Annotated in this window: 14 protein-coding genes; 6 read left to right on the top strand and 8 right to left on the bottom strand. The window is 71.9% G+C overall.

Features of this window, described 5'->3' with window-relative positions:
* Positions 1-147: 147 nt before the first annotated feature.
* On the bottom strand, positions 148-900 hold the full coding sequence (locus tag AC29IT_RS05775) for an alpha/beta hydrolase (protein WP_358445164.1): 753 nt from the start codon (positions 898-900) through the stop codon (positions 148-150).
* A 193-nt stretch (positions 901-1,093) separates the two neighbouring features.
* On the opposite strand from AC29IT_RS05775, the gene AC29IT_RS05770 reads away from it, so the two are divergent.
* Entirely contained in the window at positions 1,094-1,834 is a 741-nt protein-coding gene (locus tag AC29IT_RS05770) for a winged helix-turn-helix transcriptional regulator (protein WP_358445167.1), read from the top strand.
* Between the two features lie 55 nt (positions 1,835-1,889).
* Here the strand turns inward: AC29IT_RS05770 and AC29IT_RS05765 are convergent, their stop codons facing one another.
* Positions 1,890-2,324, bottom strand: coding sequence for a hypothetical protein (locus tag AC29IT_RS05765; RefSeq protein WP_488218069.1), 435 nt, complete (start codon positions 2,322-2,324; stop codon positions 1,890-1,892).
* Between the two features lie 146 nt (positions 2,325-2,470).
* On the opposite strand from AC29IT_RS05765, the gene mshD reads away from it, so the two are divergent.
* From mshD to pstB, 5 genes are all read left to right on the top strand, one after another.
* On the top strand, positions 2,471-3,424 hold the full coding sequence (gene mshD / locus AC29IT_RS05760; RefSeq protein WP_488218068.1) for a mycothiol synthase: 954 nt from the start codon (positions 2,471-2,473) through the stop codon (positions 3,422-3,424).
* Positions 3,425-3,636: 212 nt separating this feature from the next.
* Positions 3,637-4,752 (top strand): phosphate ABC transporter substrate-binding protein PstS, encoded by a 1,116-nt coding sequence (pstS, locus tag AC29IT_RS05755; protein ID WP_358445176.1) that lies wholly within the window; start codon positions 3,637-3,639, stop codon positions 4,750-4,752.
* A gap of 141 nt (positions 4,753-4,893) precedes the next feature.
* Positions 4,894-5,865, top strand: coding sequence for a phosphate ABC transporter permease subunit PstC (gene pstC / locus AC29IT_RS05750; protein WP_358445197.1), 972 nt, complete (start codon positions 4,894-4,896; stop codon positions 5,863-5,865).
* A complete protein-coding gene (gene pstA / locus AC29IT_RS05745; protein ID WP_358445179.1) occupies positions 5,862-6,776 on the top strand; it encodes a phosphate ABC transporter permease PstA in 915 nt (304 codons plus the stop codon). Before pstC ends, pstA begins: the two co-directional genes overlap by 4 nt.
* A gap of 10 nt (positions 6,777-6,786) precedes the next feature.
* Entirely contained in the window at positions 6,787-7,563 is a 777-nt protein-coding gene (pstB, locus tag AC29IT_RS05740; RefSeq protein ID WP_358445182.1) for a phosphate ABC transporter ATP-binding protein PstB, read from the top strand.
* Positions 7,564-7,618: 55 nt separating this feature from the next.
* Here the strand turns inward: pstB and AC29IT_RS05735 are convergent, their stop codons facing one another.
* The 6 genes from AC29IT_RS05735 to dusB all read right to left on the bottom strand — a co-directional run bounded on the left by AC29IT_RS05735 (position 7,619) and on the right by dusB (position 15,550).
* Positions 7,619-8,458: a helix-turn-helix domain-containing protein gene (locus AC29IT_RS05735; protein WP_488218067.1), complete on the bottom strand. Its 840-nt coding sequence runs from the start codon at positions 8,456-8,458 to the stop codon at positions 7,619-7,621.
* Between the two features lie 274 nt (positions 8,459-8,732).
* A complete protein-coding gene (gene phoU, locus AC29IT_RS05730; RefSeq protein ID WP_358445188.1) occupies positions 8,733-9,380 on the bottom strand; it encodes a phosphate signaling complex protein PhoU in 648 nt (215 codons plus the stop codon).
* A gap of 173 nt (positions 9,381-9,553) precedes the next feature.
* On the bottom strand, positions 9,554-12,526 hold the full coding sequence (locus AC29IT_RS05725) for an LCP family protein (protein WP_488218066.1): 2,973 nt from the start codon (positions 12,524-12,526) through the stop codon (positions 9,554-9,556).
* A gap of 258 nt (positions 12,527-12,784) precedes the next feature.
* Entirely contained in the window at positions 12,785-13,675 is an 891-nt protein-coding gene (locus AC29IT_RS05720) for a GGDEF domain-containing protein (RefSeq protein WP_488218065.1), read from the bottom strand.
* Between the two features lie 262 nt (positions 13,676-13,937).
* Positions 13,938-14,366, bottom strand: a complete 429-nt coding sequence (locus tag AC29IT_RS05715) for a hypothetical protein (RefSeq protein WP_488218064.1) — start codon at positions 14,364-14,366, stop codon at positions 13,938-13,940.
* Positions 14,367-14,374: 8 nt separating this feature from the next.
* Positions 14,375-15,550: a tRNA dihydrouridine synthase DusB gene (gene dusB, locus AC29IT_RS05710; RefSeq protein ID WP_488218063.1), complete on the bottom strand. Its 1,176-nt coding sequence runs from the start codon at positions 15,548-15,550 to the stop codon at positions 14,375-14,377.
* Positions 15,551-15,612: the final 62 nt, after the last annotated feature.

Here is a 15,612-nt window from a genome sequence, read left to right as displayed (position 1 = left end):
TCGGGGGCGGGGTCGGGATCGGGCGTGGTCGGGGTGATCCGCCGCGGTTCACCTTCGCACCCGACCGGTCGGCGCCGACAGGTGTGCTGGACAACAACCACCGGAACGCCCGTCCGCCCCGCCCCCCGGCAGCAGCGGAGCGGCCGGTCAGCAGCGGTCGCCCGCTGCGCAGGCCCAGCGGGCCATCCGGTCCACCAGCTCCGGGGTGGTCGCGCTCTCCGCGTGCCGCATGCCCTGCTCCAGCCACAGCTCGCCGCCCGCGGCCGCGTGCAGCGCCTCCGCGTCGGCCACCGGGAAGTAGTGGTCGTCGGTGCCGTGCACCAGCAGCGCCGGGGTCGGCGCGAGCAGCGGGGCCAGTTCGATCGGCGACGCCGGGATCTCCGCCCACTCGTCGCCCAGCCGCACGCCCAGCAGCCGCGCCGCCCACCGCCCGTGCGGTTGTTCCAGCAACCAGTGCACCCGCCGCATCGCCGGGGTGTCCCGCACCCACCAGCGCGCGGGACCGCTCACCGAGATCATCGCGTCCGGCCGCTCCGCCGGTGCGGCCAGCGCGGCCTGGCGCAGCGCGACCGCGCCGCCGAGCGAGAACCCGATGCTCACCACCCGCCGGTGCCCGAGCTCGCGGAGCCGCGCCAGCGCCGCCGCCATGTCCGCGACCTCGGCAGGCCCGACCGAACTGGTCCCGCCCGAGCGGCCGTGCCCGCGGAAGTCCACCGCGAGCACCGGCCCGTGCTCGGCGAGCCGCCGCAGCACCGCCCGCACCGCCGGTTTCCGGACGTGGTTGGTGAAGCCGTGCCCGACGGCGAACGCGGTGCCGCCGCCGCCCGCACCGGTCAGGTACTGCCCGCGCAACCGCACTCCGTCCGCGGTCGTGAGCGTGATCGGCGTGGGACGAAACATCGGCGCAACACGGGTTCGCAGCGCCTTCACAAATGTGATGCCGTCCGGTTCACCTGGGGTTTTCGTACTCATGAGGGGTATTGTGCTCGGCATCCACAGGCAACGAAGCCGGGTCGTCCGGCCTGTCGCGCCGTCCGGGCGGCCTCCGCGAGCCGCCGCTTCGGTGATGGCCCTGGGACGGGAGGCACCCCACATGAGTTCCGAACTGCTGCTGCTGACCAGCGATCTGAACGGCGAAGCAGCACTGCCCGCACTGGCACTGCTGCCGCACCGGGTGCGCGTCCTGCCCCCCGACCCCGGAGCGATCCTCTCCGCAGGCGCCCACGACGTGGTGCTCGTCGACGCCCGCACCGACCTGGCCGGGGCCAGGGACCTGTGCCGCGTCCTCGCCGCCGGGGACGCCCCGGTGATCGCGATCGTCAACGAGGGCGGTCTGGTCACGATCAGCGCCGAGTGGGGCGTGGACGAGATCCTGCTGCCGACCAGCGGCCCCGCCGAGGTGGACGCCCGGATGCGGCTGCTCACCACCCGCCGCGCCGGGGAGAGCGCCGCCGCGGACGGTTCGCTGTCGGTCGGCGACCTCGTGATCGAGGAGGCCACCTACACGGCGCGGCTGAAGGGCCGGGCGCTGGAGCTCACCTACAAGGAGTTCGAGCTGCTCAAGTACCTGGCGCAGCACGCGGGCCGGGTGTTCACCCGCGCGCAGCTGCTGCAGGAGGTGTGGGGCTACGACTTCTTCGGCGGCACCCGCACGGTCGACGTGCACGTGCGGCGGCTGCGGGCGAAGCTCGGCGCCGAGTACGACTCGATGATCGGGACGGTGCGCAACGTGGGCTACAAGTTCGTCCGCCCCGCCCGTTCCGCCCCGCCGCAGCAGCCCGCCACCTCCGGCGCGGTCGAAGCGGCCGAAGCCATCATCGCCGCCCACTCCTGAGCCGATACCGCCGAACCGCCCCCGCCGCTCCGAGCGGCGGGGGCGGTTCGGCCTGTCAGCTGATCGACGTGATCCGGCAGGTGCCTGCGATCCCCGTTCGCCCGTGCGCGGAGATCGTCACGCTTCGGATCTCGGCGTTCGGGACCCCGGTGGTGAACACCGCTTCCCGCTGCACCGGGGCGAATTCCCCGCTGGTGCCGGTGAGCACCGAGCCGTCGACCTTCTCGATCCGGTACGAGAACGCATCGCCGGGAAGGCCGTGGACGGTGAACTCGGCGACCGGGGCGTCCGAGGCCCGCTGGACCACGGATTCCGGGCATTCCCGAGCATCCGCCACGCCCAGGACGGACTGGTCCGCCCTCCTCCCGGGCGCAGGGGCGGCGGGCTCGGCCGACGCGGGGTTCGACGGTCCGGAACCGCCCGCGCAGGAGGACAGCACCGCTCCCGCGGCGACGACCAGCATCGTCGTGCCGATCCTCGTCCTGGCCACCGGTTCCTCCCAGGTTCTCACCAGCCGTCGTGCACTTCGCAGGGTACGGAGGAGATCCGGGCGGGCGCGGGCTTCGGCGTCGTCCGGGGTGCCGTGCCGGGTTCGTCACGTGTGCTGGGCGGGGTCGGGTGGGTAACGTCGGGCCCGTGCAGCTGACGTGGCGGAACGGACTGGACCAGGCCGAGGTGGCCGAGGTGGTGGCACTGCTCGACGCGGCCGCGGAGGCCGACGGGGTGGCGCCCGCGGGAGAGCACGTGCTCATGCGGTTGCGGGCGCACCGCGACGTGGCGCAGCAGATCGAGCCGGTGCAGGCGGACGTGCGGTCCGAGCACTTCGTGGTGCGCTCGGCGGCGGGTGAGCTGCTCGGCTACGCGCACCTGGACACCGCGGACGAGGCGGACGGCCTGCTGGTGGCCGAGCTCGCCGTGCACCCGGCGCAACGCCGCGGAGGTGTCGGCACCCGGCTGGTGCGGGCGCTGCTGGAGCGCGCCGACCTGCCGCTGGAGGGTGCGGGCGAGGACACCGGCCGGCTGCGGATCTGGTCGCACGGCGAGCACCCGGGCGCGCTGCGGCTGGCGGAGCGGTTCGGCTTCGCCCGCCCGCGCGAGCTGTGGCGGATGGGCCTGCGGCTCGCCGACGCCGAGCTGCCCGCGGCCGAGGCTCCCGAGGGCGTGTCGATCCGCGCGTTCCGGCCCGGCTCCGACGAGGCCGCCGTCGTCGCGGTCAATCACCGAGCGTTCCGGTGGCACCCGGAGCAGGGCGCGATGAGCGAGGCGGATCTGCGCGAGAAGGAGGCGGAGGACTGGTTCGACGCGACCGGCTTCTTCCTCGCAGTGGACGCGCAGGACCGCCTGCTGGGCTTCCACTGGACGAAGGTGCACCCGGGCGGCGAAGGCGAGGTGTACGTCGTCGGAGTGGATCCGGACACGCAGGGTAGCGGTTTGGGGAAGCTGCTGACGGCGGCCGGACTGCACCACCTGCGTGAAATCGGCTGCGCGGAGGTGCTGCTCTACGTCGAGGGCGACAACGCGCCCGCCATCAAGGTCTACCAGCGGCTCGGCTTCGAGCGCACCGATCTGGACGTGCAGTTCGGGCGGTGATCCGTGACGTTCGTCCGGATCACTGATTGCGAACGCCTGGATCACGAGATGGTGGCCGATCACCCGTTGGAACGTGGCGCTGCTTACTTAGCGTGCCTTGTTCACTTCACGTTCACCCGCTGCATGGCGCGAATCCACTCCTACTGCTTAGCGTTCGGGGACGAGCGGCAGCGTGCCGCGCCCACGGTGTTTCCCTGATCTGGAGGAACGAAGTGAAGATCAAGCGGCACAGCGCTGCGCTCGGATTCTTCGCGGCCGGCACGCTCGTGCTGTCGGCCTGCGGCACCGACCAGAACGTTCCGCAGGGCGGCGCCAACCCCGCCCTGGCCGGGCTGAACGTCGAGTGCGGCACCAAGCCGATCTCCGCCGAAGGCTCCTCGGCGCAGAAGAACGCCATGGACGTGTTCGCCCGCGACTACGGCATGGCCTGCGAAGGCCAGCAGCTGAACTACACCAAGTCCGGCTCCGGCAAGGGCGTCGCCGCCTTCACCGCCGGGCAGATCGACTTCGGCGGGTCCGACTCGCCGCTGGACGAGGCCGACGGCGAGGTCGCCAAGGCCGCCGAGCGCTGCGCGGGCAACCCGGCGTGGAACATCCCGATGGTCTTCGGCCCGATCGCGGTGTCCTACAACGTCGCGGGCGTCGACGACCTGGTGCTCAACGCCGACGTGATCGCGAAGATGTACCAGGGCCAGATCAAGAACTGGAACGACCCGGCGGTCGCCGCGCTGAACCCGGGCAAGCAGCTGCCGGACCTCGCGGTCGTCCCGTTCTTCCGCTCCGACGAGTCCGGCACCTCGGACAACTTCCAGAAATACCTGAGCACCGCCACCGGCGGCGCCTGGAAGGGCGAGGGCAAGCAGTTCGAGTCCGGGCCGGGCATCGGCCAGGGACGCGAGGGCAGCGACCAGGTCGCCCAGTCCGTCAAGGCCACCCCGGGCGCCATCACCTACGTCGAGTGGTCCTTCCCGAAGAACCTCGGCCTCGGCATCGCCAAGATCGACAGCGGTGCCGGCCCGGTCGACCTGACCACCGAGAACGTCGGCAAGGCCATCGACGGCGCCAAGGTCGAAGGCGAAGGCCACGACCTGCGGGTCGACCTCGACTCGATCTACGGCAACAAGCAGCCGGGCGTCTACCCGATCGTGCTCAACACCTACGAGATCGTCTGCTCGAAGGGCTACGACCCGGAGACCGCCAAGGCCGTGAAGGCCGTGCTGACCGTCGCCGCCAACGCGGACGCCGCGCAGCTGGAGCAGGCCGGGTACGTCGCGCTGCCCGAAGCGTTCAAGCAGAAGGTGCTGGGCGCCGTCGGCGCGATCGCGTGACGCCCCGGAATCCCCTCCACCAGTGAGAGGCTGCACGAAGCAGTGAACGACTCGACAAGAGCCGACCAGCGCCCGGCGGGCACCGGAACCTCCGGTGCCCGCACGGGCGTTTCGGCATCCACTTCCGGACCGGAGGCCGTCATTTCCGCTCCCGAAGCGCCCCCGGCGGACGAACCGAAGAAGGTCGTCCGCGCCGGGGACCGCGCATTCCAGTCCCTCGCGACCGGGTCCGGGATCTTCGTCGTCGCGCTGATCGCGGCGATCGGGATCTTCCTGCTGATCCGGGCCGTGCCCTCGTTGCAGGCGAACCAGGTCAACTTCCTGTTCAGCCGGGTGTGGGACACCTCCGACCCGAACGAGCTGAGCTTCGGCATCGCCGACCTCGCGTGGGTGACGGTGGCGAGCTCCCTGGTCGCGCTGGTCTTCGCGATGCCCATCGCGTGCGGGATCGCGCTGTTCCTCACCCAGTACGCGCCGCCGTCGCTGGCCCGCCCGTTCGCCTACATCGTCGACCTGCTGGCCGCGGTGCCCTCGGTGATCTACGGCCTGTGGGGCGTGCTGGTGCTGGGGCCGGTGCTCAAGCCGGTCGCGCTCTGGCTGAACCAGAACCTCGGCTGGATCCCGATCTTCGCGGGTGGCAACGCGCCCGCCGACAGCGGCATGAACATCTTCACCGCGGGCATCGTGCTCGCCGTGATGATCCTGCCGACCATCACCGGCGTCACCCGCGAGGTGTTCCAGCGGACGCCGAAGGCGCACATCGAAGGCGCCCAGGCGCTCGGCGCCACCCGCTGGGAGGTCGTGCGGACGACGGTGTGGCCGTTCGGCCGCAACGGTTTCATCGGCGGTTCGATGCTCGGCCTCGGCCGCGCGCTCGGCGAGACCGTGGCGCTGACGGTCATCCTCAGCACGGTCAACAGCGGGCCGAACTTCAGCCTCTTCGACGTGGGCGCGACGTTCGCCTCCAAGATCGCGCTCGGCTCCGGCGAGTTCAACAACAACATGCAGGTCGGCGCCTACATCTCCGCCGGTCTGGTGCTGTTCGTCATCACCTTCGCGGTGAACGCGCTCGCCCGGTGGATCGAGAGCGCCAGCGGTAAGGGGAAGTCATGACAACGAACGCCGCTGACGTCGAGCGCCCCGCCGCACCCCCGGCGTTCCAGCACCTCGGGTTCGCCCGGAAGTTCAAGAACCACCTCGCGACGACCGTGTTCACCGCGGCGTTCCTGATCGCCGTCGTCCCGCTGCTGTGGGTGCTGATCACCCTGCTGCAGCGCGGGCTCGCCCCGGTGCTGAGCAGCACCTGGTGGACGCACTCGTTCAACGGCCTGCTGCCCACCGACTTCGGCGGCGGCATCAACCACGCGCTCGCGGGCACCCTGCTCGAAGGGCTCATCTGCGCGGTCATCTCGGTGCCGCTGGGCGTGCTCGTCGCGATCTACCTGATCGAGTACGGGCAGAACTCGCGGTTCGCGAAGGTCGCCACCTTCATGGTGGACATCCTCAGCGGCCTGCCGTCGATCGTGGCCGGCCTGTTCATCTACGCGCTGTGGATCACCACCTTCGGCTTCAGCCGGAGCGGGTTCGCGGTGGCGCTGTCGCTGGTGCTGCTCATGGTGCCGGTGGTCGTGCGCGTCACCGAGACGATGCTGCTGATCGTCCCGGACGAGCTGCGCGAGGCCTCGTACGCGCTGGGCGTGCCCAAGTGGAAGACGATCGTGAAGGTCGTGCTGCCCACCGCGCTGTCCGGCATCCTCACCGGCGTCATGCTCGGCCTCGCCCGGGTGCTCGGTGAGACGGCGCCGCTGCTGATCCTCGTCGGCTACTCGAGCTCGATCAGCTACGACATGTTCGGCGGCGAGCTCGCGTCCCTGCCGCTCACGATCTTCATGGAGCGCGGGACCGGCACCCCCGCCGGCGACGCCCGCATGTGGGGCGCCGCGCTCACCCTCGTTCTCGTCATCATGCTGATCAACCTCGTGGCGTCGCTGCTGTCGAGGCTGTTCGCCGTCAAGACCAAGTAGGGCGGATCCCATGGCCAAGCGTCTCGACATCAAGGACCTCAACCTGTACTACGGCAAGTTCCACGCCGTGCAGGACGTGACCTTGCAGGTTCCGGCCCGCAGCGTCACCGCGTTCATCGGTCCCTCCGGCTGCGGCAAGTCGACCGTGCTGCGGTCGCTGAACCGCATGCACGAGGTCGTGCCGGGAGCCCGCGTCGACGGCAAGGTGCTGCTCGACGGCGAGGACATCTACGGCGCCCACGTCGACCCGGTGCAGGTGCGCCGCACCATCGGCATGGTCTTCCAGCGGCCCAACCCGTTCCCCACCATGTCCATCCGGGACAACGTGGTGGCCGGGCTGAAGCTCGCCGGGGAGAAGAACAAGAAGCACCTCGACGAGGTCGCCGAGCGGGCGCTGCGCGGCGCGAACCTGTGGGAAGAGGTCAAGGACCGGCTGGGCAAGCCCGGCGGCGGCCTCTCCGGCGGTCAGCAGCAGCGGCTCTGCATCGCGCGGGCCATCGCCGTGCAGCCGGACGTGCTGCTGATGGACGAGCCGTGCTCGGCGCTGGACCCGATCTCCACGCTGGCGATCGAGGACCTGATCTCCACGCTGAAGCAGGAGTACACGATCGTCATCGTCACGCACAACATGCAGCAGGCGGCGCGGGTCAGCGACCAGACCGCGTTCTTCAACCTGCGCGCGGTGGGCGAACCCGGCCAGCTCGTGGAGATCGACGAGACCGGGCGGATCTTCTCCAACCCCAGCCAGAAGGCCACCGAGGACTACATCTCGGGCCGCTTCGGCTGATCGAGCGCGACGACCGGAGCCCGTCCCGCACCGCCGGGGCGGGCTCCGCTCGTCCTCAGGCCTTCCAGTCGTCGGCGACCGCGGAGATGTAGGCGCTGGACTCCTTCGGGGGCAGCGCGATGCCGCAGACCTTCTCGAACGCGGTCAGGTAGTCGCCGGTGTCGGCGGGCTTGTCCAGGAACCGCGAACTCGCGGAGTCCCCGACGTGCACCACCTGCGGGTCGGCGTCCGAGGGGAACGAGAACACCGAGATCCGCTCGCCCATCAGCGGGTGCCCGCCGTGCGCGAACGGCAGCACCTGGATGGTCACGTTCCGCCGGTAGCCCATCAGCACCAGGTGCTCCAGCTGCTGGCGCATCACCACCGGCCCGCCGACGCTGCGGCGCAGCGCGGCCTCGTCCAGCACCGCCCACAGCTCCAGCGGTTCGGCGCCGAGCAGCCGCTGCTGCCGGGTGGTGGTGACGGTGAGCCGTTCCTGCCGGTCCGATTCGGCGGGCGGGCGCAGTTCGGCGCCGAACAGCGCGGTGGAGTACTCGGCGGTGTGCAGCAGCTCGGGGATGGGGTCGGCGCCGAAGCAGCTGACCGCCTTCGCCGCCGTCTCCAGCCCGAGGTGCGTCTCGAAGCCGGGGCGCTGCGCCGTCGTCGGGTACCGCTGCCACCAGCCGCGCTCCTTGGAACCCTGGGCGAGTTCGATCAGCTCGTCGATCCGGTCGCCGGTGATGCCGTAGAACTCGGCCATCAACCGCACGTCGGAGGTGCGGACCGGGACCCGGCCCAGCTCGATCTGGCTGATCTTCCCCTGCGAGCAGTCCAGGTGGGCCGCGACCTCGCGGTGCGTGCGGCCCGCGGACTCGCGCAGCTTGCGCAGTTCACCGCCGAGGCGCCGGCGGTGCACGGTCGGACTGTTATGCACCCTCGGCCTCCGGTGGGACGGCGGCGAGGGGCGAGGCGTCGGTGCTGGTCACGGCACGAACCTTCGCATACGGCATTCGGCCCCAACGACTGGTGAGACCGAGTATTAATACGTCGTTTGCCGTTTCGGGTCCTGTTCCCCCAGTTCAGCGGCCCTACGAACAGCAGTGGACACGCCGCGTGACCTGATGGCGTGAAAAGGCCCGCCGAAGTCCCCTCGAACGAGGGACACGGCGGGCCTGCGGAACGAGCCCGGCTCAGCTGGTCGGCATGCTCCCGGTCACGGTGAACACGACGCGGCGGCCGACGGCGACCGCGTGGTCGGCGAACCGCTCGTAGAACCGGCCCAGCAGCGTCACGTCCACCGCCGCGGCCACCCCGTGCGACCACTCGGAGCTCATCATCACGGTGAACAGGTGGCGGTGCAGGTCGTCCACGGCGTCGTCGGCGGCCTCCAGGTCGCGGGCGGCGTCGATGTCGCGGGAGCGGATCACCGCGGCGGCGCGGCCGCACAGGTCCACCGCGACCCGGCCCATCTCGGCGAAGTACTCCTGGACCGGCTCCGGCAGCACCGGCTGCGGGTGCCTGCGGCGGGCCGCCTTCGCGACGTGCAGCGCCAGGTCGCCCATCCGCTCCAGGTCCTCGGCGGCGTGGATGGTGGAGATGACGGTGCGCAGGTCGCCTGCCACGGGCGCCTGCAGGGCGAGCAGGCCGAACGCCTGCTCCTCGGCGCGGGCGCGGGCCTCGTCGACGTGCACGTCCTCCTCGATGACCTGTTCGGCCAGAGTCAGATCGGCCTCCAGTAGCGCCTTCGTGGCGCGCTCCATCGCCGTTCCGACCATGGTCGACATCGAGGCGAGCTCCTCGGCGAGATCGCCGAGCTGTTCCTGGTAGACCTCACGCATGCCGGTCACCTTACTTCCGGGAAGAATCGGACAAGACGCACGCTGGTGAATCGCCGGTGAACGGACCATGATGGGCCCGTTCGAGTGGTATTGCAGACGTCACCATTCGATCAGAGCACTTCCGGGCACAACAAGCGGTGAACGGGTCAAAGCGGACAAATAGTCCGGTGTTCTCAGCCGCACACGTCCGAGCCGGCGTTCACCGTGCTCAGATCCGTCGGCAGCTGGGCCTGCTGCCCGCCCGCCGCCTGCACCGGACCGGTGTACGAGGTGCCCAGCTCCAGCCGCAGCTCACCACCGGCCGCGTCGTCCTGCACGGCCGTCGCCCCCGGCACCGCGGACGCCAGCAGCCGTGCCGCCGCCGCGTTCGCCGCGCTGTGCCGGACCACGGTCCGCTCGCTCTCCTCGGACACCGTCTCCGACCCGGCCACCGGATAGCCCGCCGCGCCCAGCTCGTCGGCGGTGCGCCCCGCCAGCCCGTCCCGGCCGGCGGCGTTGATCACCCGCACCGGCACGTCGGACGGCTTCGCCGTGGCGGCGCCGCCGAACGACACCGGGCTCGTCGACGCCGGACCCGCGCCACCCGCGGCGCCGGGCACGCCCGCCTGCCGCGGCGACACCGGAGCGTCCTCGATGATCGCCCGGAACAGCGCGGCGGCCTCCTCCGGATCCAGCTCCTCGCGACCCTCGTCGTTCGCGTAGCCGGTGGTCGGCACCGTGATGAACGTGATCTTCCCGGCGTCCATGCCCTGCATCGAACGCCCCAGCTCCAGCAGCTGGTCGGTGCCGACGTTCTCGCCGAAGGTGTTCGCCGCGACCGCGTCCACGAAACCGCCGAGCTTCTGCGGGTCCATCAGCACCTGCCCGGACATCGCCTTGCGCAGCAGCGAGGACAGGAACAGCTGCTGGCGCTGCATCCGCCCGTAGTCCGAGGTCGGGTCGCCCTGCACGTGCCGCGCGCGCACGTAGTTCAGCGCCTGCGTGCCGTCCAGCGTCTGCGGGCCGGCGTTCGGCAGCACCACGCCGATCTTGTCGTCCACGATCGGGATCGTGGAGCAGATGTCCACGCCGTGCATCGCGTCCACCATCGACCGGAAGCCCTGGAAGTCGATGCCCAGGAAGTTCGTGATCGACAGGCCTGACAGCTGCTGCACGACCTTGGTGGTGCACTTCGGCCCGCCGACCGCGTAGGCCTCGTTCAGCTTGGTCGCCGTGCGCGGACCGGCCTCTTCACCGGTGTACTGGCCGGTGTCCGGGTTCCAGCGCTCGCAGGCGGGGATGTCCACCTGCAGGTCGCGCGGGAAGGACACGACGAGCACGCGGCTCCGGTCCGCCGGGATGTGCGCGACCATCGTCGTGTCGGCGCGGGCGCCCGGCTCGTCGGTGGTGTCGCCGACGCCGTCCGCCTCGGTCGCCCCGGCGCGGGTGTCCGAACCCAGCAGCAGGAAGTTCCGGTCGCCGGACTGCTTCGAGATGTCCTTGATCGACGAGGAGCCCGGGTCGAGCGCGGCGACGTCCTTGAACTTCGCGTCCACCCACGCCTTCGCGCTCCAGCCGATGCCGGTCGCGACGAAGATCGTCAGCGCGGCGGCGACCGCGAGGGCCTTGAGGATGCGGATGGTGCGGCGCTTGCGCTGCTCCTTCTTCCAGTCCATCCGGGACGAACCGGCGTCGCGGCCCTCGACGAAGTCGAACGGCATGTCGCGGCCCAGCTCGGGCTCCTTGCGCATGCCGAACAGCCACGAGTACTTCTTGCGCCGCGCGTCCTCTTCGATGGCGATCTCGTCGTGCACCGCGGAGAACCGGGCCAGCGTCGCGTCGATCTGGCGGATCTCGTCGCTGTCGCCGCCGTCGGCGGAGTCCGCGTCGTCCTGGTCCTCGTCCGCGTCGTCCGAGCCGGTGTCGGCGGCCGGGACGGGCGCGACGATCGCGGTCTCGTCGGCGGCGGCGTCGCTGCGCGCCGGGCGCTCCGGGACGCGGGTGACCTTGGTGGCCTCGGCGGGCGGGTTCGCCGGTTCGGCGGGCACCGCGGGCACTACGGCGGTCGCCTCGGGGTCCTCGGCGGCAGGTGTGGCCGCGGGTGCGGGGCGGCCAGGCCGTCCCGGTCGGCCGGGGCGAGCCGGTGGCTGCGCGTCGGCGGGCGGGGCTTCGCGTCGCCTGCGCGGCGCCTCGGGTTCGGCGGTGGGCTCGCCGGAGAGCGCCTTGGCGATGTGGGTGGCTTCCGCGTCCGGGGTGGCGCCCAGCGCACCGGCAGCGGCCTGCTGCGGGTCGGGGCGGCGACGTCGCGGCGCGTCCTGCGGCCGCGGGCGCCCGGGGGCGGGCTGCCTGCCGGTCTGCGGATGCCCGGGGCGGGCCGGGGGCTGCGCGTCGGCGGGCGGTTCGGCGGAGCGGTGGCCGCCGGTGCGCGGTTCCTGCGGCGCGGGCGGCTGCTGGCCGCGGCCGCGCCGGGCGGCGGGGCCCTGCGGCGGGCGCGGGGGTGCCGACCACTCGGCGGCTTGCGCGTCCGAGGCGGGCGGCTGCTGCGCGGCGGGCTGCTGGTTGGCCGGGGGTTGCTGGGTCGCGGGCGGCTGTTGCGCGGCCGGGGGCTGCTGCGGCTGCGGGCGCTGCGGCGCCTGCCGGTTCGGCGGGGCGGCGGGTTGCTGGCCGTGCGGCTCGGAGTGCCTGCCGTCCCCGGCGGGACGGCTCGGCGCGGCGGGACGGGTGCGCCCGGTGGGCGGCCGCGAGGCCGATTCGGGCGGCGTCCAGTCGGAGCGCCGTTCGGGCGGCGGGCCGCCGCGGGTGGGGCGGCCGCGGGACGGTGCCTGCGCGGACTGGGGGGTCTGGTGCGAACCGCTCTGCTGCACGGCGGGAGGTTGCGCCGCGGGCGGCTGCGCGGGCTGCTGCGGCTGCGCCGCGCGCGACCGGCGTCCGCCGCCGCTGTCGGGGTTCTCGGGTTCGGCGGCGCGGCGGTGCGAGCCGGTGCCCGCGCCGGGGGCCTTGCCGTGCTTGGACAGCAGGTCGAACACCCGCGTGCCACCGGTGCCGTCGTCGCCTAACGCGCGTCGGCGCCGCCCGGACTGCTGTTCGGGGGCTTTGTCCTCGTCCGGGCCCCCGTCTTGGTGGGGACTGTGGTGCCCGTGCTGGCCATGCCGGGGGTCCTGCGGCACCCGTGTTCCCTCCCCACCGTCGCAATCGATGGTGTCGTCGTTCGGTATGGGCGTCAGCGGTCGACTCCCCGAAGTCCTATCGCTTAACGCTCCCGAGATAGTACGGCTGATCGCCCGAACTGACGATAGTGGGCGACAATTTCTTCACAATCAGTGCACGATTCGCTGAGATCGTGCGCCAGATCGCCCAACTGTGTTACGCCGCTTGACCGGCGCATACACCCTGAGTAGGTACCATCGGTTCCGGCGAGATCGCTCTCAGTAGCCGAGCAGCCGAGCCCCGGTGCGCCGCTCCGCGCCCAGGCCCGCGATGTGGACCTCGCTCGCCGAACGGTAGGCCACCGCGTTTCGGCCTGATTGCTTGGCCGCGTACAGCAGGGCGTCCGCGCCGATGAGCTGCTGCTCGGCGGTCGCGGACGGCGAGGCGTGCTGGCCGGTGTCCGGTTCGTGCGCCATCCCGATGCTCACGGTGACGCGCAGCCCCGGCGCCAGCTGCGTCCAGGGGAACCGCTCGATGCGGATGCGGGCCGCCTCGCACACGGCGACCGCGCGGGCCGCGTCGATGGACGGCAGCACGAGCACGAACTCCTCGCCGCCGTAGCGCGCGCAGAACGAGCCCGACGGCAGCGCCTCCTGCAGCAGGTCCACGACGCGCTGCAGCACCCGATCCCCCAGCAGGTGCCCGTAGGTGTCGTTGACCTGCTTGAACCAGTCCAGGTCGACGAGGCCGACGGCCAGCCCGCCGGGCCCGTCCACGGCCAGCAGGTCGGCGAGGCGTTCGTCGAGGTACCGGCGGTTGTAGCTGGCGGTGAGGCTGTCCCGGAGGCTCTGCTCGCGGGCTTCGGCGTGTTCGCGCCGCAGCCGGTTCACCTCGTGCCGGAGCTGTTCGGGCACCCGCGGGGTGTCCTGGGTGGACAGCAGGTCCAGCGCGGAGCGCAGGTGGTGGTAGGCCTGTCGCCACTGCCCGCGGGACGCGAGCAGCGCAGCGATCGACTCGTGCAGTTCCACCATGCCGCCCTCGTTGGCGAGCTCGTGACGCGTGCGTCGCGGCCCGAGGTCCGGCGGTGGGGCCGGTGCGGGGCACAACGAACGCGCGACGTCCTCGCGCAGAGGTTCGGGTCCGGCGAAGCCGTCGCGCAATCCGGTCATCGCTGTCACCTCCCGTCCGTGGTGTCGTCGGCTCCGGCGGGTCGCTTGAGGCGCCGGGACGCGTGTACTGCGGAATTCGCTCATCCGGCTTACCAGCCTTTGCTCCGAATTGGTGAGTGAGTCTCACGTCGCCGGACTGCCTTGGTGTGTACCGGCCCTGGACAGCGGGTGGAAGTGAAACGGGATCTCCCCACCCGCACGGAGGAATCGGACGCGCCGTGTTCTACGTCACGTGCGCGCATGCGGACGTGCTCCGTTCGCGTCATGAGGCGTTCCCGGTCGGGCAGGGGGCGAATCCGTGGACCTGCCCGTCGAGCAGCACGACGTGCTGCGAGCCGATCTGCCTGCCGATGATCGTGCCGTCGCGGCGCACCGTTACCTCCACGCCCACCACCCGCACGTCCCCGCGGGGAGGCCCGGTGTCGTCCGGCTGGTAGCCGGGGTCCGGGCGCAACGTGCTCATCGCCGGGTCGAGCTGCACGGTGAGCCCGTCCAGCTCGCAGGTGCGGTCGGCGTAGTCCGGGTGCTGGGTGCGGGTGAAGAAGTCCTGCTGCGCCTGCGCCCCCGCGCGGGCGGCGGCGTCGTTCGCGGCGAAGTAGTCGCTGATCCGCTGCTCCGGCGGCGGTTCCTGCGGCGTGGTCGAGCAGCCCGCGAGCGCGCACGCCGCGAGGCACAGGAGAGCGATCCGCATCGTCGCCGTCAGCCGCCGCTGTGGTCGATCTCGGCACCGGCGGGCACGCACCGGTCCTCGGGGTCGTCCAGCCAGCCCTCGGGCAGCACGACCTTCCCCGCGGAGCCCTGGCGGCCGCGGGGGCCCTCCGCGTCGGCGGGGAACGGCACGTCCGGGTCGAGGTCGGCGAGCAGGTCGTCGAGCTCGGCGAGGCTGGACACCAGGCCGAACCGGTGCCGCAGGTCGGAACCGACGGGGAACCCGCGCAGGTACTGCGCCATGTGCTTGCGCAGGTCCCGCACGCCCTTCTGCTCGCCCATGTGCTCGCTGAGCAGCTCGCCGTGCCTGCGCAGCACCCGCCGCACCTCGCCGAGGTTCGGCCCCGGCGGGATCTCGCGTCCGGTGAACGCGGCCTGGAGGTCGCGGAACAGCCAGGGGCGCCCGAGGCAGCCGCGCCCGACGACGACCCCGTCGCAGCCGGTCTCGGCCATCATCCGCAGCGCGTCGTCGGCGCTGAAGATGTCGCCGTTGCCGAGCACCGGGATGCCGCGCACGGCCTCCTTCAGGCGGGCGATCGTGCTCCAGTCGGCGGTGCCCGAGTAGCGCTGCGCGGCGGTGCGCGCGTGCAGCGCCACGGCGGCCGCGCCGGACTCCTCGGCGATGTGGCCCGCGTCCAGGTAGGTGAGGTGGTCGTCGTCGATCCCGATGCGGAACTTGACGGTGACCGGGATGCCCGCGGGCTCGGCGGCGCGCACCGCAGCGGTGACGATGTCCTCGAACAGCCGCCGCTTGTACGGCAGCGCCGACCCGCCGCCCTTGCGGGTGACCTTCGGGACGGGGCAGCCGAAGTTCATGTCCACGTGATCGGCGAGGTCCTCGGCGACGATCATCCGCACCGCGTCGCCCATGGTCGCCGGGTCGACGCCGTACAGCTGCATCGACCGCGGGTGCTCGTCGGCGTCGAACGTGATCATCTGCATGGTCTGCGGATGCCGCTCGACCAGCGCCCGGCTGGTGATCATCTCGCAGACGTAGAGCCCCGCGCCGTACTCCCGGCACAACCTGCGGAACGCCACGTTCGTGATCCCCGCCATCGGCGCGAGGACCACCGGCGGATCCACCGCGTGCGGCCCGATCCGCAGCGAGTGCGCGGGCGGGTTCTCGGCGGTCGGCACCATCGAATCGAGCACGGTCACGCCCGCCATTGTCCCTGACGCCGAACCCGACCTTCGTGGCCCCGCGCGGCCCCGGTGCACTCCGGCCCGCC

The sequence above is a fragment of the Saccharopolyspora sp. MMCC62 genome (genome assembly GCF_057736575.1).
The sequence above is the reverse complement of the archived record's forward strand: the minus strand, read 5'-3'. Positions and strand labels throughout refer to the sequence as shown.